The organism is Streptomyces sp. NPDC091649, from assembly GCF_044756785.1.
Taxonomy (GTDB): Bacteria; Actinomycetota; Actinomycetes; order Streptomycetales; family Streptomycetaceae; genus Streptomyces.
In genome coordinates this window covers 70,427-89,159 of sequence record NZ_JBIVTR010000022.1, presented here as the reverse complement: position 1 = coordinate 89,159, position 18,733 = coordinate 70,427, and the positions used below count along the sequence as shown (strand labels likewise).

Genomic DNA, 18,733 nt, shown 5'->3' with positions numbered 1-18,733 from the left:
CCCTTCCACCCCCCCCCCGCCCCCCTCCCCCCGCGCTGTGGGTGTGGTGTTTTCGGGGGGGGCCCCCCCCCCCCGCGCGGGGGGGGGGGGGGGGGGCGGCCCCGGCCGCGCTGTCGGGGGGCGGCCCCCTCAGACGAGGACGACGCAGGAGGCCGCGGGCACCTCGACGGAGCCCGCGTGCCGCGGGACGCCGGTCTCGGCGTCCACGGCGAACCAGCTGACGTTCCCCGAGCGCTCATTGGCCGCGTAGAGCCACTGGCCGCCGGGGTCGAGGGTGAGATCGCGCGGCCAGTGGCCGCCGCAGCCGACGGTGGCCACCAGGGTCGCCTTCTCGCCGCTCTCGTCGAGGGTGAGCACGGAGATGCTGTCGTGGCCGCGGTTGGCGGTCCACAGGAAGCGCCCGTCGCGGGCGACGACCACCTCGGACGGGTAGGTGCGCGCCGCGTCGCCGGTCCGCTCGTGCTCGGGCAGCACCGGCGTCCGGTCCAGCACGTCGAGGCGGCCCGCCGCCGCGTCCCAGCGGCACACGGTGAGGGTCGGCTCCAGCTCGCCCAGGACGTAGGCGAGGGAGCCCGAGGGGTGGAAGGCCAGATGGCGCGGGCCGGTGCCCGGACGCAGCGCCGTCTCGCCGTGCGGCCGCAGGGCTCCGGTGGCGGGGTCCAGGGCGCAGACGTGCACGGAGTCGGTGCCGAGGTCCACGCTGACCACCCACCTCCCGGAGGGGTCGGCGAGGACCTGATGGGCGTGCGGCGCCTCCTGGCGGCCGACGTCCGGGCCGCTGCCCTCGTGCCGGAGCACCGAGGCCGCCGGCCCGAGCGATCCGTCGGCGAGGACCGGGAGGGCGGTGACGCTGCCGGAGCCGTAGTTGGCCGTGACCAGGTGGTTCCCGGCGAGCGCCAGGTGGGTGGGCGCCTCGCCCTCGACGGCCTGGACGGGCCCCAGGAGGGCCGGTACGTCGCCGTCGAGGGCGAAGGCGGCGGCGACGCCCGGAGTGCTCTCGCCGACCGCGTACAGGGCCGTGCCGCCCGCGCGGGGGCCGACCGCGAGGAACGAGGGGTCGGGCACGGCGTCCGTGGATCCGAGCAGGGTCAGCGCGCCGGTGTCCCGGTCCACGGCGGCGGCGGTGACGCCCCGCCCGCCCGCCGAGGTGAACGACCCCATGTATGCCCGCCGGGCGCTGTCGCCGATCATCGCGCTACCCCTCTTCACCGTCGCCGCGATCTTCACGGCCGACGGTAGCAGGCAGCCCCCGGCGGTCCGGCCGACGCGGCGGCGAGGGTTCGGCGGGGCTCAGCTCCGCGGCGGTCAGGCCGGTTCGGGCGCCACGGCCGGCGCCCGGCCGCCGCGGCCCTGGAGCGGCGCCGCCAGCGCGGCGAGCGCGCGCTCCAGTCCGTGCAGGTGGGCCAGGGCGGGGTCCCCGGCGGCGCCGGGGAGCTCGGGCAGGTGGAAGCCACGGGAGCCGTCGGGCGCGGTGAGCGCCTCTACGGCCGCCTCGACGCGGGAACAGGCGGCCGACAGCCGGGCGTCGTGCGAGGCGTCGGGGTCGGCGGCGATGGAGGCCAGGCCCCGGACCTCCCGTACGCAGTCGTCCAGCAGCGCCAGCACCTGCCGGGCGCGTGCCTTGCGGGCCGGCAGCGGGCTCAGGGGGTGCACCAGCGGCGCGAGGGAGAGCCGGACCCGGCCGAGCAGTACCTCCAGTTCGGCGACGCGGGGGCCGGGGTCGGCGAGCGTCGAGCCGGCGAGGCGGTCGGCGGCCTCGGCCGTGCAGGCGTGCACGCACCGCAGCGCCTTCTGGACCCAGGCGTCCGTGATGGCGTGGGTGGTGACGGGGAGGACCAGCAGCACGGCGAGCACCGCGCCGAGCGAGCCGACGACGGTCTCCGCGACGCGCAGCCAGAGCAGGGCGGCGTCCAGGACGCCCAGCACGCCGTAGAGCATGCCGGCCATCACCGTCACGAAGAACATCATCCAGCTGTACGAGACCGCCGCCGTGTAGAAGATGCCGAAGACGCTGACCGCGACGACGGCGGCGGTCGGGGCTCCCGCGCCGTCGAGCGGGATGGCCACGGCGAAGCCGGCGACGATGCCGATCACGGTGCCCAGGACGCGCCGGAATCCGCGTACGAGCGTCTCGCCGCGCGAGGTGGTGTTCACGAAGACCCACCAGGTGGCTCCCACGGCCCAGTACCACCGCTGGTCGGACAGTACCTGTCCCAGCCCCAGCGCGAAGGCCCCGCCCAGGGTCGCCTGGACGGCCTGGCGGGTGGTGATGCGCATCAGGCCCCGGCCCTCCGGGGGAGCGGGCGCGGCCACGGCGGGCAGGCGCCGCTCGTAGCACCAGAGGCGGAAGCGCACGGCGGACGAGGCGGCCAGGGACAGCAGCACGGCGCCGTACAGCTCGGGCAGCTGACCGGGCACGGTGTGCAGGAACTGGGCGGCGAAGAACATCATGAACGCGAAGACGCCCAGCGCGTGCCCGCGCGGCCCCCAGCGCCGGGCGTACACGCCAGCTCCCATCACGGCGAGGAAGACCAGGTCGCGGGCGACCGGCTGGTCGTGCAGCACGGCGGCGACGGCGAGGACGGGCAGGCCGACAGCGGGGAGCAGGACGGTGGTGACCGCCTGTCCGCGCACCGTCGGGTCGGTCACGGTGAAGAGGGCGAGCAGGGCCGCGAGGCCGCCCGTGATGGCCGCCACGAGCGAGAGCCCGGCCAGACCGCACAGCGCGACCGCGAGGCCGATGCCGAGAACGGCACGGGCGGCGAAGCGCAGCCGCACCCGCCCCGGGTCCGGCGCCACGAACACCTTCTTCAGCACACTTCCGCCCCTTCCGCGTCTCCGCAGGACTCGCATGAAAAAGGCGCCGCGGAAGTCCGCAGCGCCATCGACGGAACCATTGCAGCATCCGTCGGGCTCTTGGATCAAATCGGGCGGGAGATCCTGTGCCAATGGCTCAGTCGATCCGCAGGATGGTCGGCCACCAGCATGCCAACGGATCACCGGCCGGGCGCCCTCCCCCGCGCTGCGGGGAGGCGGACCGGACGACCGGGCCCCCTCTCCGGGGGGCGACGGGAGGGGCGGGACAGGGGGCAGGGTGCGGGGAGCGGCCGGGATGAGTACGCGTACTCATCCCCGGGGGGCGCGGGCGGCGCACCATGCCGACATGGACCTGCACAGAGGACGCGCGGACGGGGCCCGAGCGGTGCGCGAGCGGCGGAGCGGAGCGGCGAACCTTCTGGTGTTCCTGGCCCTGCTGCCGTTCGACGCACTCGTGGGCGGCTACGCCTGGCTCGCCGTCGGCATGGAGGGCTGGGCCGCCGCGCACAACGGCGAGGAACCCGCCGTTCCGGTGACGGAGCTGGCGGGGAGCGGTGGCGTGCTGGCGGCCGTGGGGCTGGCCCTGTGCTGGGGACGGTACTGGGGCGCGGCCGTGCCCCAGCTCGCCCTGACGGCCGTGCTGATGGCCTGGCTGCTGTCGTTCGACGGGTGAGGCGCTGTCGCACCGCCTCGGCGGCGCGGGCGCCCCTGACCCTGGGTACAGTCGGGACCGCACCGAACGGCTCGGAAGGAGATCTGCGGATCATGGCGGTGGACGCTCTCGACACCCGGATCCTGCGCCTGCTGATCGAGCAGCCGCGCACCAGCGTCCGGGAGTACGCGCGCATCCTCGGCGTGGCCCGCGGCACTCTTCAGGCCCGCCTCGACCGGCTGGAGCGCGACGGCGTGATCACCGGCACCGGGCCGGCCCTCTCCCCCGCCGCGCTCGGGCACCCCGTGCTCGCCTTCGTCCACCTGGAAGTCACCCAGGGGCACCTGGTCGAGGTGGGCGACGCACTGGCGGCCGTGCCCGAGATCATCGAGGCGTTCTCGACGACGGGCGGGGGCGACCTGCTGACCCGCGTGGTCGCCCGGGACAACGGGCACCTGGAGGACGTGATCCAGCGGCTGATCCAGCTGCCGGGAGTCGTCAGGACTCGGACCGACGTGGCGCTGCGCGAGCGGGTGGCACACCGGGTCCTGCCGCTGGTGGAGTCCGTGGGGCGCGCGGCGGGCGACCGGGAGCGGCCGGGCCCCGTGCCCGGTCAGGGGTGACCGGCCCCGCCGGTCCGGGCTGCGGCATGCTGGGACCATGACGCCCCTCCCCGTGCCCCCGCCCGGCCCCCATGTGATCTTCGATCTCGACGGGACGCTGGTGGACAGCGAGCCCAACTACTTCGAGGCGGGCCGGCGGCTGCTCGCCCGGTACGGCGTGCGGGACTTCGACTGGGAGGCCCACACCCGGTTCATCGGCATCGGCACGCTGGAGACGCTGACCGCCCTGCGCTCGGAGTACGGGATCGACGCCCCGGTCGAGGAGCTGCTCGCCGGGAAGAACGCCCTGTACCTGGAGCTCGCCGGGGCGTCGACGGAGGTCTTCCCGCAGATGCGGGTGTTCGTGGAGCGCCTGTACGCGGCCGGGGTGCCGATGGCGGTGGCCTCCGGCTCGTCCCGGGCGGCGATCGGGGCGGTGCTGGCGGTCACCGGGCTCGACGCGTACATCCCGATGTACGTCTCCGCCGAGGAGGTCGCGCGGGGCAAGCCGGAGCCGGACGTGTTCCTGGAGACGGCCGGGCGGCTGGGGGCGGAGCCGGCGGACTGCCTGGTGCTGGAGGACGCCCCGCCCGGAGCGGCGGCCGCGCACGCGGCGGGTATGCGGTGCTTCGCCGTCCCCTATGTGCCGGAAACCGCTTCCGACCCGGCGTTCACGACCGCCGACCTGCTGTTCGCGGGCGGGCAGTCCGCGTTCACGGCCGAGGCCGCGTACCGCCGCCTGCTCGGCTGACCGGGGCCCGGCGGCCGGGCCGACGGGAAAGTGTGCCGGGCCGTCAGCCGAGCTCGGTGAAAGGGCTGTCGGGGCATCCGGGCTCCGCCGGACCGATATCCTGATCATGTCGTTCGCCGCACCGTCCGGGGCTCCTTCGGAGACCGGGGGCTCCGGAGGCCGACAACCGGAGCGGGCCACAATTCGAGATAGGTGTACAGGTGCTGGTAGCTGGTCGGTACCGATTGGAATCCCCCATCGGTCGTGGCGGCATGGGCGAGGTGTGGCGAGCCACGGACGAGGTGCTGGGACGCGCCGTGGCCGTGAAGCTGCTGCTGGGGGACCAGGCGGATGCCTCGTCGACCGCCCGCTTCCGGCTGGAGGCCCAGACCGCCGCCCGGTTGAGCCACCCGCACCTGGTGGCCGTGTTCGACTTCGGAGCCTGGGAGGACCGGTTCTTCCTGGTGATGGAGCTGGTCGAGGGGCAGAGCCTCGGAGACCTGCTGGCCGCCCAGGAGCGGGTCCATCCGGAACAGGTCGCCCTGATCGCGGGCCAGGCGGCCGCCGGGCTGGCCGCCGCGCACCGCCAGGGCATCGTCCACCGCGACATCAAGCCGGGCAACCTGATGCTGGACGCGGACGGTTCGGTGAAGATCGGCGACTTCGGCATCGCCCAGTTCGTCGACGATCCCTCCACCGCGCTGACGACGGCCGGGCACATCGTCGGCACGAGCCTCTATCTGGCCCCCGAGCGCGCTCTCGGACGCACCGCCGACTCCGCCTCCGACATGTACTCCCTGGGCTGCGTCGTCTATCAACTGCTCCTCGGGGAGCCGCCGTTCCGCTCCGACACGGCGACCGCGACCCTGTACCAGCATGTCGACACCCCGCCGGTCCCTCTACGGCAGCGGGGCGTGGAGATCTCCGCCGCCTTCGACTCGTATCTCCTCGGCCTGCTGGCCAAACAACCCGAGGAGCGGCCCACCGCCCAACAGGTCTCCGACTGGTTCCGCACCGATGCCTGGCGCGGCCGGCCGGAGCCCCTTCCCCTGCAGACGCCCTCGTCCCACCGGGCGCCCGCGCCCGCGCCCCCGACGCCCTCCCCCGCGACGCCGCCCGCGCCGGTCGGCCCGACGACGTACCGGCTCCCCGGGCCCACGGGGCGAAGACGGCAGACTCCGGCCCGATCGGCTCCGGTCCGTCGCCGCAGCACCCGCGAGGCGATACGGCGGCGACCCCGCGTGGCCAGCCTCATCGCGGGCACCGCGACGTTCCTGGCCGCCGTGTATCTCGGAATGATCCTGTTCTCCCCGGACTCCAGCTCCGCCGGCACACCGGACCGGAGTCCGTCCCCGGGGCCCACGCAGGACGTCGGCGACGGCGACGGACAGCAGTCGGACGTCCAGCAGACCGACCCCCGGGGCGGGGACCGGCAGGAGGTGAGCCCGCAGGACGAGGGACCGCGGGGCGAGGAACCGCAGGACGTCGGCCAGCAGGAAGAGGGCAAGACCAAGGACAAGGACAAGGGCAAGGGGCAGAACCGGGAGGGGGACGGTCAGCAGGAGGACGGCGACCAGGACCACGGGGACCGGGAGGACGAACGGGACGACTGAACCGGCCCGCCGCCCCCTCCCGCCCGTTCCCCGCTCCGCGTGCCCTTCCAGCGCCCACGGCCCGGCGTCACCAGCGGTCGTGGACCTCCGCGCGGATCGACCGGTCGTACAGGTTGCGCACCGCGTCCAGTGTGCTCTGAGGCAGCGGTGCCAGCGCGGCGGCCGCCGCATTGGCACGGGCCTGTTCCACCGAGCGCGCGCCGGGGATCACGCTGGTCACGCCCGGCTGCTGGATGATCCAGCGCAGCGCGGTCTGTGCCGGGGTGGCTCCCTCGGGGGCCAGCTCGGCGAACTCGGCGGCAGCCGCGATCCCGGTCGCGTAGTCGATGCCGGAGAACGTCTCCCCCTGGTCGAACGCCTCGCCGTGCCGGTTGTAGGTGCGGTGGTCCTCGGGCCCGAAGACCGTGTCCTTGGTGTACTTGCCGGAGAGCAGTCCGGAGGCGAGCGGGACCCGGGCGATGATGCCGACGCCCGCGGCGACGGCCGCCGGGAGCACCTCGTCCAGGGGCTTGAGGCGGAACGGGTTGAGGATGATCTGCACGCTCGCGACCCCGGGGCGCGCGATGGCGGTCAGTGCCTCGGCGCAGGTCTCGACGCTCACCGCGTAGGCGGCGATCCGCTGCTCGGCGACCAGCGTGTCCAGGGCGTCGTAGACGGCGTCGGTGGAATAGACGTCGCTGGGCGGGCAGTGCAGTTGTACGAGGTCGAGCGTGTCGGTGCCGAGGTTGGCCCGGGAACGGTCGTTCCAGGTGCGGAAGTTGTCCAGGACGTAGTTCTCCGGCACCTGGTCGGCGCGCCGGCCCATCTTGGTGGCGACGAAGACGTCCGCGTCGGGGCGGTTCTTGAGGTAGCGGCCGATGAGCTGTTCGCTGCGGCCGTCCCCGTACACGTCTGCGGTGTCGAAGAAGGTGACGCCGGATGCGACGGCCGCGTCGAGAACGCCGAAGGCGTCGTCCTCCGCGACCTCGCCCCAGTCGCCTCCGAGCTGCCAGGTGCCCTGTCCGACGACCGAGACGTCACGGCCGGTCCTGCCGAGTATGCGCTGTTCCATGAGGATCATGCTATTCCGCCTCGCCTGCCGGGAGCGAGGCCGCCGCCGACCGCGGCCTCCGCTACGTCCCGCGAACGCGGCCGGCAAGCGGCGTACGGGCCCGTCGTGCGGTTCGTCCGGTGCGGCGGCAGAGTGGAGATACGGGCCGGGCGAGACGGTCCGGGGCGGCGAAGGGAGCACGACGTGGGATACGACGGCACACAGCGGCCCCACTTCGTCGTGCAGATCCATGACGCGCGACGCCTGCACTTCGACTTCCGCCTGGAGGTCGACGGCGTACTGAAGTCCTGGGCGGTGCCCCGCGGGCCCTCGGAGAACCCCAGCGACCGCCGGCTCGCCGTGCCGACGGAGGATCACGCCGTGGAGTACCGCGCGTTCGAAGGGGTCATCCCCCGCGGCGAGTCCGGCAGCGGCACGGTCATCGTCTGGGACCAGGGCACCTACCGGCCGCTCGGGCACGACGGGCAGGGCGACGCCGTCCCCTTCGCCGAGTCCCTGGGCCTCGGCCATGCGACCTTCTGGCTGTACGGGGCGAAGCTGCACGGCGAGTTCGCGCTCACCCGCATCCGGAAGGGCGACGAGCCGGACAGCGGCGGCCACGAGGCATGGCTGCTGATCAAGGCCAACGACCGGCTCGCCGTACGCGGCAGGCCCGGTTCCCCGGACCCGTACCACGCCCGGTCCGCCCGTACCGGACGCACGCTGCACCAGGTCGCCGCGGCGGCCGCACGGGAGCCCGGCTGACCGCGTGTCCCCGCGCCCCGGGGACGCGCGGTCAGGCCCCGGGCCCGACAGGTCCGCGAGCACGTCGGTGTAGAGCGCCCGCCGGTCGGGCCGGGCGTGGGCCGCGGCCCGGCGCAGGACCGGGACCGCGGCTCCGCCGAAGCCGACGAGCGCCTCCCGGGCTGCCCCGCGTACCACCGGCTTCCCGTGCCCGAGGAGCCGGACGAGGCCGGGCAGGGCGGGCGCCCAGGCGGCTCGGCCGAGCGTCCGGACCGCCGTGCGCACCACGTCCGGCAGCGGGTCGGACAGCAGGATCTCGGTGAGCCGGGCGTGGGTGTCCCGGTCGAACAGGGCGCGCGAGGCCCGGTGGGCGTGCAGGCGCACCCCCGCACGCGGGTGGCGCAGCAGCTCCTCGACCAGGGCGCGCAGCTCCGGGTCCGTACCGGCTCCCGGCACGGGCGCGTGCTCCTCCACGAGGCGAGCGAGTACCCAGCGGGTCTCCTCGGGCGTTCCCGTGCGGGCGAGGCCGAGCAGTTCCGGCAGGGCCGGGCGGTGCGCCGGGACCACCGGGGCGCGGGGCGGGGCGCGCAGGGCGTTGAGCACGGCGCTGTCCTCGCGGTCGGCCCCGGGTGCGCGCAGGGGGCCTTCGACGAACGAGGCCGTGTTCCCACCACCCGACGATCAGCGGGACGAGTGGGGGCAGCTCCTCCTCGGGCAGTCGCGCCGCCCAGCGCAGCGCCCGCTCGGGCAGCACCCCGCGGGCGGTCAGTTCCACGACGGCGGGGTGGCGGTCGCGGCCGGCCCCGGGGCGGGCGTCGGGGCAGCACTCGGCGCCGTCCCCCCGATGAGCCTCCCGATGGGCCTCCGGGAGGTCTTCCGGCCGGTCTTCCGGGAGAGCTTCCGGGTGGGCCAGGAGGTCGAGGGAGGCGGGGCCGGGGAGGACGTCGACCCGGCCGCGCAGATATGCCCGCAGCACGGCGAGCGACGCCTCCGGCTCGGGCCAGTCGCGCAGGGCAGCGCCGCGACGGTCCGGCGCTCCGGCCCCCCCGGTGCCCAGCATGGCCGGCAGCCGGGCCCGCTGGGCGGCCGACCGGGGTCGGTCGAGACCGTCCGCCCGCGCCGGACGCGACGCGGCACCGGCGGTCGCGCCGGCCGCCCCGGTCTCGGCGATGGTCCACTCGGGCGTGTCGAGCGGCTGGAACTCGGTCATCCAGTCGACGAGCGGCCCCCGCACGCCGGAGGCGGCTCCGGGGTACGCCTCGACGAGCGCGGAGAGCAGTTCCCTGGACCCGGGCCCGGCGGCGGCGCGGCCGGCCCCGTACGCGTCACCGGCCTCCTCCCCGCCGAAAGCCCCTTCCGCACCGGGGAGGCGCCCGCCCCCGGCGGCACCGTGCCGCCGGAACTCCGCCAGCGCTTGGGGCGTTCGGACCGCTTCGGCCAACTCCGCTTGCCAGGCGGGCGGTTCACCGGCGGACCGCCGCTCCCCCGGTACGCCGAACGCCTCACGGAGCACGGCGGGCGCGGCTCCCCACGGGTCGGCGCCGAGGTGGGCGGCGGCCAGGGCCCGGTCGAGATCGGCACGGACCAGCACCGCGCCCAGCCGCCGGAGCAGGGTGAAGACGGAGACGGCCGCCACGGACCCGGGCCGGCTGCCCGGGGCGGCGGGCGGCAGGGCGCGGAGTCCCTCGGCGACGGTGAAGCGCTGGGCGGCGGACAGGCGCGGCGCGACGGCGTGCAGGACGTCGACCAGCTCCTCCGCCGGGCCGGCCGCGCCGCCCCCGCCCCTGGCGGCGTCGAGCGCGGCGGTGTCGAACGCGGCGGTCAGTGCGGCGGCGTGCCGGGCGAGAACCGCCGCCTCGTCGTCCGGCTCCGCCGCCCGGGGTTTTCAGGACGCAGGGTATCGTCCGGGCCGCGTCCTGCTCGATGATGTCGCCCGGGGCCGCCGCCCCCGGCCGGAGCGACATCTCGTCCCGGCACCGAGGCCGGGCTCGCCGCGGCGCCCGGCCGCCACAGCGCCGACGGCCCGGCAGGCGAGGAACGGGCGACGCGCGAACACCGGAGGAACGGACCGATGACGGGTACGAACATCAGCGCGCGGGGGCTCAACCGGTCCACGCTCGCCCGGCAGTTGCTGTTGCGACGGGAGGCGCTGGACGCCGCGGAGGGTGTACGGCGCGTGGTCGCGATCCAGGCCCAGCAGCCGGCCTCCCCGTACGTGGCCCTGTGGAACCGGCTCAGCGGCTTCGATCCGGCCGGACTCGACACGGCGTTCACCGATCACCGCGTGGTCAAGGCGACCATGATGCGGCTCACCCTCCACGCCGTACACGCCGACGATCATCCGGCCTTCCGTGAGGCGATGCACCCGGTCGTGCGCGCCTCCCGGCTGAGCAGCCGCTTCACCGCGTCCGGGCTGACGGCGCAGGACGCCGACGCGCTGGTCCCCCGGCTGCTGGAGTTCGCGGACCGGCCCCGGACCGCCGCCGAGTGCGAGACCTGGCTGGGCGAACAGCTGGGCGCGCCGCCGAAGGCAGGGGCGTGGTGGGGGCTGAGGCAGTACACGCCGCTGCTCCACGCGCCGACCTCCCCGCCGTGGTCGTTCGGGCACCGGCCCTCGTACATCGCACCGCGGACCGGCCCCCCGCGAACGGATCCGGAGGCGTCGGCCGCTTCTCTGCGGACGCTGGTCGTCCGTTACCTCTCGGGGTTCGGGCCCGCCTCGGTCGCCGACGTGGCGCAGTTCACCATGGTCCCCCGGAGCAGGGCGCGGGCGGCGCTGGCAGAGCTCGCCGGGGAGCTGGAGCGGCTGGAGGGGCCGGCGGGCGAGGAGCTGTTCGACCTGCCGGGCGCTCCGCGGCCGGACGGGGCGGAGCCGGCGCCGCCCCGGCTGATGGCGATGTGGGACAGCGTCCTGCTGGCGTACGCGGACCGCGGCCGGGTCCTCCCGCCCGAGTACCGCAGGACCGTGATCCGCGCCAACGGTGACGTGCTGCCGACGCTGCTGGTCGACGGCTATGTCGCCGGGGTGTGGCGGCCGGTGGCCGGGGGCATCGAGGCGACCGCCTTCCACCCGCTGCCCGACGCGGTCTGGGAGGATCTCGCGGTCGAGGCCCGGTCGTTGGCCGGTTTTCTCGCCGACCGTGAACCGGAGGTCTACCGGCGTTACGGCCACTGGTGGAGCCGGCTGCCGGAGACCACCGTGCGGCTGCTGCCCGGGGGTTGAGGGAGGGCCTTTCGATCACCGGCCCGAGGTCGCGGGCGGGCGGGCGGGCCGCGGAGGCGGGCGGGCGCGGGCGGAACGCCGCCGCCCGCGCCCCCTGCGTTCCGTGCGGTGCGCGCCGTCTCCTTCGTCGGGGGCGGTGCGTTCGAGGGCGCACAGCTCCTCGGCGGGGCGGGCCGCCGTCCGGCGACGGCTACAGCGGCGTCGCCGCGGCCAGGACGACGAACAGTGCGAAGGCCGCGTTCAGCGCGGACAGCACGGAGACGGTCGTCCCCGCCGCGGCGACGAACGCGGCGACGCCGGCCGGTGTGAGGGCCGGGGGCCAGCCCCGGTCCGGCGGCACCGGGCCCAGGAGGGCCGCCACCCTGCGCGGCACCGGGCCCGCGGCGGCGAAGGCTGCGAAGGCGGCACCGCCGGGGGCCGGGCGGGAGACGAGCCCCGCCTTGCCGACGGCGCGGGCGGTCAGCCGGCGGTCACCGGTGACCCGGGCCGCCTCCTCGTCCGCCCAGCGCTCCGTGCTGAAGACCAGGGCCCCGAGCAACGGCCACAGCAGGGGATTGACGCAGCCGGCCAGCCGGGTCGCCAGCAGCAGCCGGTGGTGGCGTCCCGCCAGATGGGCGCGCTCATGGGCGTACAGCGCGCGGTGTTCGGCCGGTTCGAGGGAGGCGAGCATCGCGGTGGAGACCACCACCCGCCCCGGGGAGCCGGGAAGCGCGTAGGCGTACGGGACGTCGTCGGGCAGCACGGCGACGTCGCCGCCCGGCAGACCGGCCAGCGCCCGGTGCGCCCGTGCCCGGAAGCGGTAGTGGCGGTGGACGGCGAACCCGCAGGCAGCCGACACCACGACGAGCGCCAGGATGGACGCCTTGCCCGCGAAGGCGTCGTGCGGCACGGCGTCGCGGACCTCGGCGTCGGACCAGCCGTCGGGCAGCGGGTTGCCGGGGAGCTGGGCGGTGCCCACGACCACCAGCAGCCCGAGGCACACGAGGCTGCAGGAGGCGAGGCTCACGGCGACGGTGGTCAGCAGCCGGGCGGCCCGGCGGGGGTGCAGATGCTGTTCGGCCAGGCGTGCGATCGGCAACGCGGTCAGGGGCAGGACGAGGGGCAGGTAGACGAAGACGCCCATCGTCAGCGCTCCGGCCCGTCCGAGGAGGCGCCGGGACCGTCGGGACCGCTCTCCGCGAGCAGCGCCCGCAGCAGGTCCTCGTCGTGCGAGGACAGGACGGAGACGAAGCTGGAGAGCACCGCGTCACGGTCGCTCTGCTTGTCGAGGAGCCGGCGCATCCGCAGGGCGGCGAGCCCCGCCTCGTTCGCCACGGGCTCCCACAGCACGGGGCGCCCCCGTCCGGTGCGCGTGACCGCCTGTTTGGCGTGCAGACGGGTCAGGATCGTGATGACGGTGCTGTACGACAGTCCCGCGCCGAGCCGTTCCAGCACCCAGGCGGCGGTCACCGGCTCGCTCGCCCCGCCCAGCACCGACAGCACCTGGGCCTCCAGTTCGCCCTGGCCACGCCTGCGGACAGGCGTCTCCCGTTCGCCATCGGCTCCTTCGGCGTCCACGGTCCGGCCCCTTTCTCCGTTCGGCCGCCCGGCGCGGCGCTCCGCCTGCCGGGCATCGGGAAATCGTATCCAGCCGGCGGAGGGTGCGGCCACCGACCGGGGCCGGCCGCTCGGCCACCGGCCCCCAAAATCTACAGTGCTGTAGATTTTAGTCGTTGCCGCAGAGTGTCCGCGCCGCCCCCTTTGGCGTGGCCGCCACCGCGGAACACCCGTCACCGCACAAGGGAGAACATCATGGGCGTGAGCCTCGCCAAGGGTGGAAATGTCTCGCTGAGCAAGGAGGCCCCCGGGCTGACCGCGGTCCTCGTCGGTCTCGGCTGGGACGTCCGCACCACCACCGGCGCCGACTACGACCTGGACGCGAGCGCGCTGCTCTGCGACGAGGCGGGCAAGGTGCTGTCCAACGAGCACTTCGTCTTCTACAACAACCTCAAGAGCCCCGACGGGTCGGTCGAGCACACCGGCGACAACCTCACGGGGGAGGGCGAGGGTGACGACGAGACCGTCAAGGTCGACCTCGCCTCGGTGCCCGCGTCCGTCGCGAAGATCGTGTTCCCGGTCTCGATCCACGAGGCGGAGGGCCGGGGCCAGAGCTTCGGTCAGGTGCGCAACGCCTACATCCGGGTGGTGAACCAGGCGGGCGGCGCGGAGATCGCCCGCTACGACCTGAGCGAGGACGCCTCCACCGAGACGGCGATGGTCTTCGGGGAGCTGTACCGGCACGGCGCCGAGTGGAAGTTCCGTGCGGTCGGGCAGGGTTACGCATCGGGCCTGAGCGGTATCGTCGCCGACTTCGGCGTCAGTCTCTGAACCGCCGGAATCCCCACCCGCGCACTCCTGCCGAAGTCACCATCGGCACCCAGTCACCGAAGGCGGAACGATGACGATCAACCTCACCAAGGGCCAGCAGGTCAGCCTCACCAAGTCCGGCGGCGGCGAACTCGACGTCGTACGGATGGGTCTGGGCTGGAAGTCCGCTCCCCGTAAGGGGTTTCTGGCGCGGCTGACCGCCCGCGAGATCGACCTGGACGCCTCGGCGGTGCTCTTCGCCGGCCGGGACCCGCAGGACGTGGTCTTCTTCCAGCACCTGACCAGCGACGACGGCTCGGTCCAGCACACCGGGGACAACCGGGTCGGCGGGGCGGGCCAGGGTGGCGACGACGAGTCCATCGTCGTCGACCTGCGGCGTGTTCCGGTCCACGTGGACCAGATCGTCTTCACGGTCAACTCCTTCACCGGCCAGACCTTCGAGGAGGTCGAGGCGGCCTTCTGCCGTCTGGTCGACGAGAGCAACGGCCAGGAGCTGGCCCGGTACACCCTCACCGGCGGCGGGCGGCACACCGCCCAGATCATGGCGAAGGTCCAGCGGACCGGCTCCGGCTGGCAGATGACCGCGATCGGCGCGGCGGCCGACGGGCGGACCTTCCAGGACCTCATGCCCGCGGTCGTGCAGCACCTCTAGCAGCACACCGCCTCGCCGGACACCGGAGGGGGTTCGCACGCGGCACGTGCGCACCCCCTCGGCCCGGCGGGCGAAGCGCCCGGGCCCGCACGGGCCGGGCGGAACACCCACCACACAGGCATCGACCGAGGGACAGCATGGGCAGACCTTCCCGGCTCGGGGACGAGGACGGATCCGACTACGCCAGCGCACTCGACGAGGTGATCGCCTCCCCGGAGATCCGACGCCTGCTCGAACGCTCGGGGGTCCCCGGCGGCCGGCTGCGCGTCCTGGGCCTGGCGGCCGTCGCGCACACGACTCCCGCCGCGGACGCCGAGTACCGGCACTACGCGGCCCTGCGGCGGCAGGCGCGGGGCGGGCGGCCGGACGCCCGGACGGCGCCGCTCTCGGGACCGGGCGACCAGGAGCGGCCGGGGGCCGGAGTGCTGGCGGTCCTCGGGGTGCTGACGCCGGTGCTCGCCGCCGTGGCCGCGGCGACGTTCCTGCTGCTCGGTTACGGGCTGCGGCTCGCCGGGGCCCTGCCCGCCCTGGCGGGCACCCTGGTCGCCGTCGGCTGGTTCAGCCTGATGCTCGCGGCGGTCGCCGCGCTGATCAGCGTCATCGCCCTCTACCGCACGGCGGCGAGGCAGTCGGCGGACGGCACGGCGGGCGGGTCCGAGCGGTCCCCGGCCGTCGAAGACGCCCGTGCGGCCTGGCTGGCCGCACTGCGCGACCGGGGAATCCGGCCGTTCCTCCTCCAGCGGCTCGCCGATGAGGCCGTGCCCCCGCCGGATCCGGGGGACGTTCCCGGCTCCCGCTTCAGCTCGCCGGCGTTCGCGGGACCCGACTTCTCCGCCCCGGGCTTCGAAAGCTCCCGCAGGCCCGCCCCGGGCGGCGTCACGGGGCCGCGCCTCCCCGACGCCCGGCGCTGAGAAGGCGGCCTGCCACGGACTCCGCTTCCCACCGACCGCTCGCGCCCCCGTGCCGCACGGGCCGGCTCAGGTCAGGGCGCGCACGGGGGCTTCGGCGGCGGGCCCGGCGCCGGGCCCGCCCGGCTCTCCCCGGGCGGCCCAGACCAGGGCGGCCATGACCCGGGGGTCCTCGCCCATCTCCGGGTGCCACTGCACACCGAGCACCAGGCTCGGGTGCCCGGGGAGCTCCAGTGCCTCCACGGTGCCGTCGGGCGCGTGGGCGGAGGCCACCAGGCCGCTGCCGAGGCGGTCGACCGCCTGATGGTGGTAGGCGGGCACCACGGTGGTCCCCGGTACGGCGTCCGCGTACGCGGTGCCGGGCACGGGGGTCACCGGGTGGCTGCCGAAGACGCCGGGGCCGCCGGCGTGACCGTCCAGGTGCTGGAGCAGGGTGCCGCCGAGGGCGACGTTCAGCAGTTGCATGCCCCGGCAGACGCCGAGCAGCGGGACCCTCCACTCGATCGCCGCCCGGATCAACGCCAGTTCCCAGGCGTCGCGTTCGCGGGCCGGCGGGCCGGTACGGGGGTCGGCGACCGCCCCGTAGCGCGCGGGTTCGACGTCCGCTCCCCCGGCGATCACCAGCCCGTCCAGGGCGGCGACGGCCTCCCGGGCCGCGCCCCGCGTGTCGTCGGGCGGCAGCAGCACCGCGAGCCCGCCCGCCGCACGGACGAGGCGGGGATAGGAGGCGGGGAGCAGCGCCGCGGGCATCTCCCACACACCCCAGCGGGCCGGCTCCTGGTAGGTGCTGATGCCGATGACGGGCCGGGCCATGGAACGTACTCCTTCGGGTCGAACCGGTAGCGGTGATCGTGGCGCTGGTGGCGGTGTCGCGGTCGAGGAGGAACGTGCTCCCGTCCCCGTGCCCCAGCAGGCGGGGCCCGTCGCCCCGGGCGGGCGTACTCAGCCGCGGGCGAGTTCGGCCTCGGCCGCCGCCAGTGCGGCGAACTCCTCCTCCGGGGCGCCGGCGACCAGCCGGTGGCGGCTGTAGAAGGCGAAGTAGGCCAGCGCCACCGCGTACACGCCGAGCGCGATGAACGCCGCGTCGCGGTCCACCAGGAAGGTCGCGACCAGGGCAGAGCATGCCAGAACGAACGCCGCGGACGAGGTGAGCGCGCCGCCGGGAGTGCGGTAGGGGCGCGGCAGCTCCGGTTCGCGGCGGCGCAGCACCATGTGGGAGAGCGCCATGAGGGCGTAGCTGATCGTGGCGCCGAAGACGGCGACGTTCAGCATCCGGCCGCCGTCGCCGCTCCAGGCGGCGAGCGTGAACCCGATGACGCCCGGGATCAGCAGTCCGAGGTAGGGGGACTTGCGGCGGTTGGTCAGCGACAGGAAGCGCGGCAGGTAGCCGGCCCGGGAGAGGGCGAACAGCTGACGGGACCCGGCGAAGATCAGGGAGAAGAAGGACGCCACCAGTCCCGCGAGGCCCGCGTAGTTCACGAAGCGGCTCAGGGCGGTCGGCTCTCCGGTGCCCTGCAGGGCCACCACGAGCGGGTTCCCGGCTTCCTTGATGGCGTTGGCGCCCTGGGCGCCGGTGGCGGAGACGAAGGTGATGAGGGCCAGGAAGACCAGCACGGCGAGCGAGATGGCCAGGGCCTTCGGCATCGAGCGGACGGGGTCCTTGGCCTCTTCGGCGGCGAGCGGCACGCCCTCCACCCCGAGGAAGAACCACATGCCGAACGGGAACGCCGCCCAGATGCCGAGAAGCCCGTACGGCAGCCAGGAGTTGGAGCCGAAGGCGGAGGCGTCCGCCGGGATGTCGTTGAGGCGGCCCGCGTCGAACTCGGTGAACGCGCCGACGGCGAAGATCAGCAGCGCGGCCACCGCGATGGCGGTCACCACCAGGCTGAAGCGGAGCGCCTCGCCGACTCCCCAGAGGTGGATGCCGATGAAGACCGCGAAGCAGGCGAGATAGACGGGCCAGCCGGAGGTGAGGCCGAACAGGCCGAGCGATTCGACGTAGTCGCCGATGAAGAGGGAGATGGCGGCGGGCGCGAGGATGTACTCGATGAGGATGGCCGTGCCCGTGAGGAAGCCGCCCCAGGTGCCGAGCGCCCGCCGGGCGAAGCCGTAACCGCCGCCCGCCGTGGGCAGGATGGCGGAGAGTTCGGCCAGCGCGAAGACCAGGCACGCGTACATGACGCCCATCAGGACCATGGCCGCGGCGAGTCCGCCGAAGCCGCCCTCGGACAGGCCGATGTTCCAGCCGGAGAAGTCGCCGGAGACGACGTAGGCGACGCCGAGCCCGGTCAGCAGGAGCCAGCCGGCGCTGCCTTGGCGCAGGGCACGGCGGTGCAGGTACGCGTCCGTGCCGGACGTCCCCGGGCCCGCGTCTCCGGGTGGGCCGGCGGGTGTTTCGGTTCCCTGAGCCATGAGGCGCTCCAGATGTGTGTCGACTTCATCGTTGGAACTGCTTCGATCAAAGGTTCGTCGGCACACCTTTATGGACCGGCGAGGGAATGGCAAGAGGCGCGCACGTCGGCGCGCGGGGCACGGACGCGCGCCGACGCCTGACCCGCCCCGGGGCGGGTCAGGCGAGGAAGCCGCGCAGCAGGGCCGCCGTGCCGCCGCAGTGCTCGCGCATCGTCTCGCGCGCCGCGTCCGCGTCCCGGTCGAGCACCGCCTCGACGACGGCCGCGTGCTGCTGCTGGGAGTGCTCCAGGTTGCGCACCAGCAGAGGGATGCAGTCGAGCAGTTCGTTGAGGGTCGCCCGGACCGCGGCGTACCGCGCGGCGAGCGTGCGGGAGCCGCAGAGTTCGGCGAGCGTGAGGTGGAGCAGGGTGTCCTGGCGGCGGTAGTCCTCCAGCCGGGCGGCCCGCGTCGTGTCGAGGGCGGCCCGCAGCCGGGCCTCGCCGCCCGCGGGAAGCCCCTCGGCGCACAGGCCCGCCGCCCCGCACTCCAGGACCTCGCGGAAGCGCAGGGTGTCCTCCACGTCGACGGCGGCGACGCGGCGGCGCAGTTCGTCGCCGCCGTCGGGGGTGGCGGGGCGGGGCAGGACGAACGTTCCTCCGTAGCGGCCGCGGCGGCTCTCGACCATGTCCTGGTCCTGGAGGACCTTGAGGACCTCGCGCAGCGTCACCCGGCTGATCCTCAGACGCCGGGACAGCTCGCGCTCCGAGGGCAGGCGTTCACCCGGCGGGACCAGGCCGAGGCGCAGAAGCTGGAGCACCTGCTCCAGCGCCTCCTCGAAGCCGTTGCCCGCGCGGACCGGCCGCAGCACGGAGTCCGGCCCGCCGGTCGTGGGGCCGCGCCCCTCCCCGGCCGCGACGGCCTCGGCTGCCGCCGGACGGGTGCCGTCCGGTCTTCCCCTCGTGGCCACTGGCCGATCCCCTTCCCAAGCAATGGTTCTCTGTCAT

At 74.9% G+C, this 18,733-nt stretch carries 18 protein-coding genes and 1 pseudogene; 10 read left to right on the top strand and 9 right to left on the bottom strand.

Going from position 1 to position 18,733, the window contains the following annotated elements; all coding sequences use genetic code 11:
• Positions 1 to 129 precede the first annotated feature (129 nt).
• Together ACIQMU_RS28320 and ACIQMU_RS28315 are read right to left on the bottom strand one after the other, a co-directional pair.
• Positions 130 to 1,191 carry a lactonase family protein gene (locus tag ACIQMU_RS28320; RefSeq protein WP_402689981.1) on the bottom strand — a complete coding sequence of 354 codons (1,062 nt, stop codon included), beginning with the start codon at positions 1,189 to 1,191 and terminating at the stop codon, positions 130 to 132.
• A 114-nt stretch (positions 1,192 to 1,305) separates the two neighbouring features.
• Positions 1,306 to 2,817, bottom strand: a complete 1,512-nt coding sequence (locus tag ACIQMU_RS28315) for an FUSC family protein (RefSeq protein ID WP_402689980.1) — start codon at positions 2,815 to 2,817, stop codon at positions 1,306 to 1,308.
• 346 nt (positions 2,818 to 3,163) lie between these two features.
• On the opposite strand from ACIQMU_RS28315, the gene ACIQMU_RS28310 reads away from it, so the two are divergent.
• From ACIQMU_RS28310 to ACIQMU_RS28295, 4 genes are all read left to right on the top strand, one after another.
• Complete coding sequence (locus ACIQMU_RS28310) at positions 3,164 to 3,490, top strand: hypothetical protein (protein ID WP_352243385.1); 327 nt, start codon at positions 3,164 to 3,166, stop codon at positions 3,488 to 3,490.
• Between the two features lie 92 nt (positions 3,491 to 3,582).
• Positions 3,583 to 4,092 carry an Lrp/AsnC family transcriptional regulator gene (locus ACIQMU_RS28305; protein ID WP_352243384.1) on the top strand — a complete coding sequence of 170 codons (510 nt, stop codon included), beginning with the start codon at positions 3,583 to 3,585 and terminating at the stop codon, positions 4,090 to 4,092.
• Positions 4,093 to 4,129: 37 nt separating this feature from the next.
• Positions 4,130 to 4,822 carry an HAD family hydrolase gene (locus tag ACIQMU_RS28300; RefSeq protein ID WP_402689979.1) on the top strand — a complete coding sequence of 231 codons (693 nt, stop codon included), beginning with the start codon at positions 4,130 to 4,132 and terminating at the stop codon, positions 4,820 to 4,822.
• Positions 4,823 to 5,073: 251 nt separating this feature from the next.
• Positions 5,074 to 6,414, top strand: a complete 1,341-nt coding sequence (locus ACIQMU_RS28295) for a protein kinase (protein ID WP_402689978.1) — start codon at positions 5,074 to 5,076, stop codon at positions 6,412 to 6,414.
• A 67-nt stretch (positions 6,415 to 6,481) separates the two neighbouring features.
• Here the strand turns inward: ACIQMU_RS28295 and ACIQMU_RS28290 are convergent, their stop codons facing one another.
• Positions 6,482 to 7,474 carry an aldo/keto reductase gene (locus ACIQMU_RS28290; RefSeq protein ID WP_352243382.1) on the bottom strand — a complete coding sequence of 331 codons (993 nt, stop codon included), beginning with the start codon at positions 7,472 to 7,474 and terminating at the stop codon, positions 6,482 to 6,484.
• Between the two features lie 174 nt (positions 7,475 to 7,648).
• On the opposite strand from ACIQMU_RS28290, the gene ACIQMU_RS28285 reads away from it, so the two are divergent.
• Positions 7,649 to 8,209 (top strand): DNA polymerase ligase N-terminal domain-containing protein, encoded by a 561-nt coding sequence (locus tag ACIQMU_RS28285; RefSeq protein ID WP_402689993.1) that lies wholly within the window; start codon positions 7,649 to 7,651, stop codon positions 8,207 to 8,209.
• Positions 8,210 to 8,341: 132 nt separating this feature from the next.
• Here ACIQMU_RS28285 and ACIQMU_RS28280 read toward each other — a convergent pair.
• Positions 8,342 to 8,473 (bottom strand): annotated as a pseudogene (locus ACIQMU_RS28280) (hypothetical protein); the annotation flags it as partial.
• A gap of 376 nt (positions 8,474 to 8,849) precedes the next feature.
• Here ACIQMU_RS28280 and ACIQMU_RS28275 point away from each other — a divergent pair.
• Entirely contained in the window at positions 8,850 to 10,115 is a 1,266-nt protein-coding gene (locus tag ACIQMU_RS28275) for a hypothetical protein (protein WP_402689977.1), read from the top strand.
• A 144-nt stretch (positions 10,116 to 10,259) separates the two neighbouring features.
• A complete protein-coding gene (locus ACIQMU_RS28270) occupies positions 10,260 to 11,411 on the top strand; it encodes a winged helix DNA-binding domain-containing protein (RefSeq protein ID WP_352243378.1) in 1,152 nt (383 codons plus the stop codon).
• A 190-nt stretch (positions 11,412 to 11,601) separates the two neighbouring features.
• Here the strand turns inward: ACIQMU_RS28270 and ACIQMU_RS28265 are convergent, their stop codons facing one another.
• Together ACIQMU_RS28265 and ACIQMU_RS28260 are read right to left on the bottom strand one after the other, a co-directional pair.
• On the bottom strand, positions 11,602 to 12,534 hold the full coding sequence (locus ACIQMU_RS28265; RefSeq protein ID WP_352243377.1) for a M56 family metallopeptidase: 933 nt from the start codon (positions 12,532 to 12,534) through the stop codon (positions 11,602 to 11,604).
• Between the two features lie 2 nt (positions 12,535 to 12,536).
• Complete coding sequence (locus tag ACIQMU_RS28260; RefSeq protein ID WP_352243376.1) at positions 12,537 to 12,968, bottom strand: BlaI/MecI/CopY family transcriptional regulator; 432 nt, start codon at positions 12,966 to 12,968, stop codon at positions 12,537 to 12,539.
• A 234-nt stretch (positions 12,969 to 13,202) separates the two neighbouring features.
• On the opposite strand from ACIQMU_RS28260, the gene ACIQMU_RS28255 reads away from it, so the two are divergent.
• The 3 genes from ACIQMU_RS28255 (at position 13,203) to ACIQMU_RS28245 (ending at position 15,341) form a co-directional block, all read left to right on the top strand.
• The gene (locus ACIQMU_RS28255) at positions 13,203 to 13,778 is read left to right on the top strand and encodes a TerD family protein (protein WP_352243375.1); all 576 of its coding nucleotides are present in this window, start codon (positions 13,203 to 13,205) and stop codon (positions 13,776 to 13,778) included.
• Between the two features lie 70 nt (positions 13,779 to 13,848).
• Positions 13,849 to 14,430 (top strand): TerD family protein, encoded by a 582-nt coding sequence (locus tag ACIQMU_RS28250; protein WP_356732953.1) that lies wholly within the window; start codon positions 13,849 to 13,851, stop codon positions 14,428 to 14,430.
• 137 nt (positions 14,431 to 14,567) lie between these two features.
• The gene (locus tag ACIQMU_RS28245) at positions 14,568 to 15,341 is read left to right on the top strand and encodes a hypothetical protein (RefSeq protein ID WP_402689976.1); all 774 of its coding nucleotides are present in this window, start codon (positions 14,568 to 14,570) and stop codon (positions 15,339 to 15,341) included.
• A gap of 66 nt (positions 15,342 to 15,407) precedes the next feature.
• Here the strand turns inward: ACIQMU_RS28245 and ACIQMU_RS28240 are convergent, their stop codons facing one another.
• The 3 genes from ACIQMU_RS28240 to ACIQMU_RS28230 form a co-directional block, all read right to left on the bottom strand.
• A complete protein-coding gene (locus ACIQMU_RS28240; protein WP_402689975.1) occupies positions 15,408 to 16,151 on the bottom strand; it encodes a gamma-glutamyl-gamma-aminobutyrate hydrolase family protein in 744 nt (247 codons plus the stop codon).
• A 129-nt stretch (positions 16,152 to 16,280) separates the two neighbouring features.
• A complete protein-coding gene (eat, locus tag ACIQMU_RS28235; protein ID WP_352243371.1) occupies positions 16,281 to 17,750 on the bottom strand; it encodes an ethanolamine permease in 1,470 nt (489 codons plus the stop codon).
• A gap of 157 nt (positions 17,751 to 17,907) precedes the next feature.
• Complete coding sequence (locus ACIQMU_RS28230; RefSeq protein WP_402689974.1) at positions 17,908 to 18,696, bottom strand: FadR/GntR family transcriptional regulator; 789 nt, start codon at positions 18,694 to 18,696, stop codon at positions 17,908 to 17,910.
• Between the last annotated feature and the right edge of the window lie 37 nt (positions 18,697 to 18,733).

Excerpts from the sequence above, each read along its gene's own strand:
- ACIQMU_RS28290 (WP_352243382.1), bottom strand. The coding sequence starts at position 7,474 with ATGATCCTCATGGAACAGCGCATACTCGGCAGGACCGGCCGTGACGTC.
- eat (WP_352243371.1), bottom strand. The coding sequence starts at position 17,750 with ATGGCTCAGGGAACCGAAACACCCGCCGGCCCACCCGGAGACGCGGGC.
- ACIQMU_RS28240 (WP_402689975.1), bottom strand. The coding sequence starts at position 16,151 with ATGGCCCGGCCCGTCATCGGCATCAGCACCTACCAGGAGCCGGCCCGC.
- ACIQMU_RS28245 (WP_402689976.1), top strand. The coding sequence starts at position 14,568 with ATGGGCAGACCTTCCCGGCTCGGGGACGAGGACGGATCCGACTACGCC.
- ACIQMU_RS28310 (WP_352243385.1), top strand. The coding sequence starts at position 3,164 with ATGGACCTGCACAGAGGACGCGCGGACGGGGCCCGAGCGGTGCGCGAG.
- ACIQMU_RS28265 (WP_352243377.1), bottom strand. The coding sequence starts at position 12,534 with ATGGGCGTCTTCGTCTACCTGCCCCTCGTCCTGCCCCTGACCGCGTTG.
- ACIQMU_RS28320 (WP_402689981.1), bottom strand. The coding sequence starts at position 1,191 with ATGATCGGCGACAGCGCCCGGCGGGCATACATGGGGTCGTTCACCTCG.
- ACIQMU_RS28295 (WP_402689978.1), top strand. The coding sequence starts at position 5,074 with ATGGGCGAGGTGTGGCGAGCCACGGACGAGGTGCTGGGACGCGCCGTG.
- ACIQMU_RS28305 (WP_352243384.1), top strand. The coding sequence starts at position 3,583 with ATGGCGGTGGACGCTCTCGACACCCGGATCCTGCGCCTGCTGATCGAG.
- ACIQMU_RS28300 (WP_402689979.1), top strand. The coding sequence starts at position 4,130 with ATGACGCCCCTCCCCGTGCCCCCGCCCGGCCCCCATGTGATCTTCGAT.
- ACIQMU_RS28270 (WP_352243378.1), top strand. The coding sequence starts at position 10,260 with ATGACGGGTACGAACATCAGCGCGCGGGGGCTCAACCGGTCCACGCTC.
- ACIQMU_RS28250 (WP_356732953.1), top strand. The coding sequence starts at position 13,849 with ATGACGATCAACCTCACCAAGGGCCAGCAGGTCAGCCTCACCAAGTCC.
- ACIQMU_RS28255 (WP_352243375.1), top strand. The coding sequence starts at position 13,203 with ATGGGCGTGAGCCTCGCCAAGGGTGGAAATGTCTCGCTGAGCAAGGAG.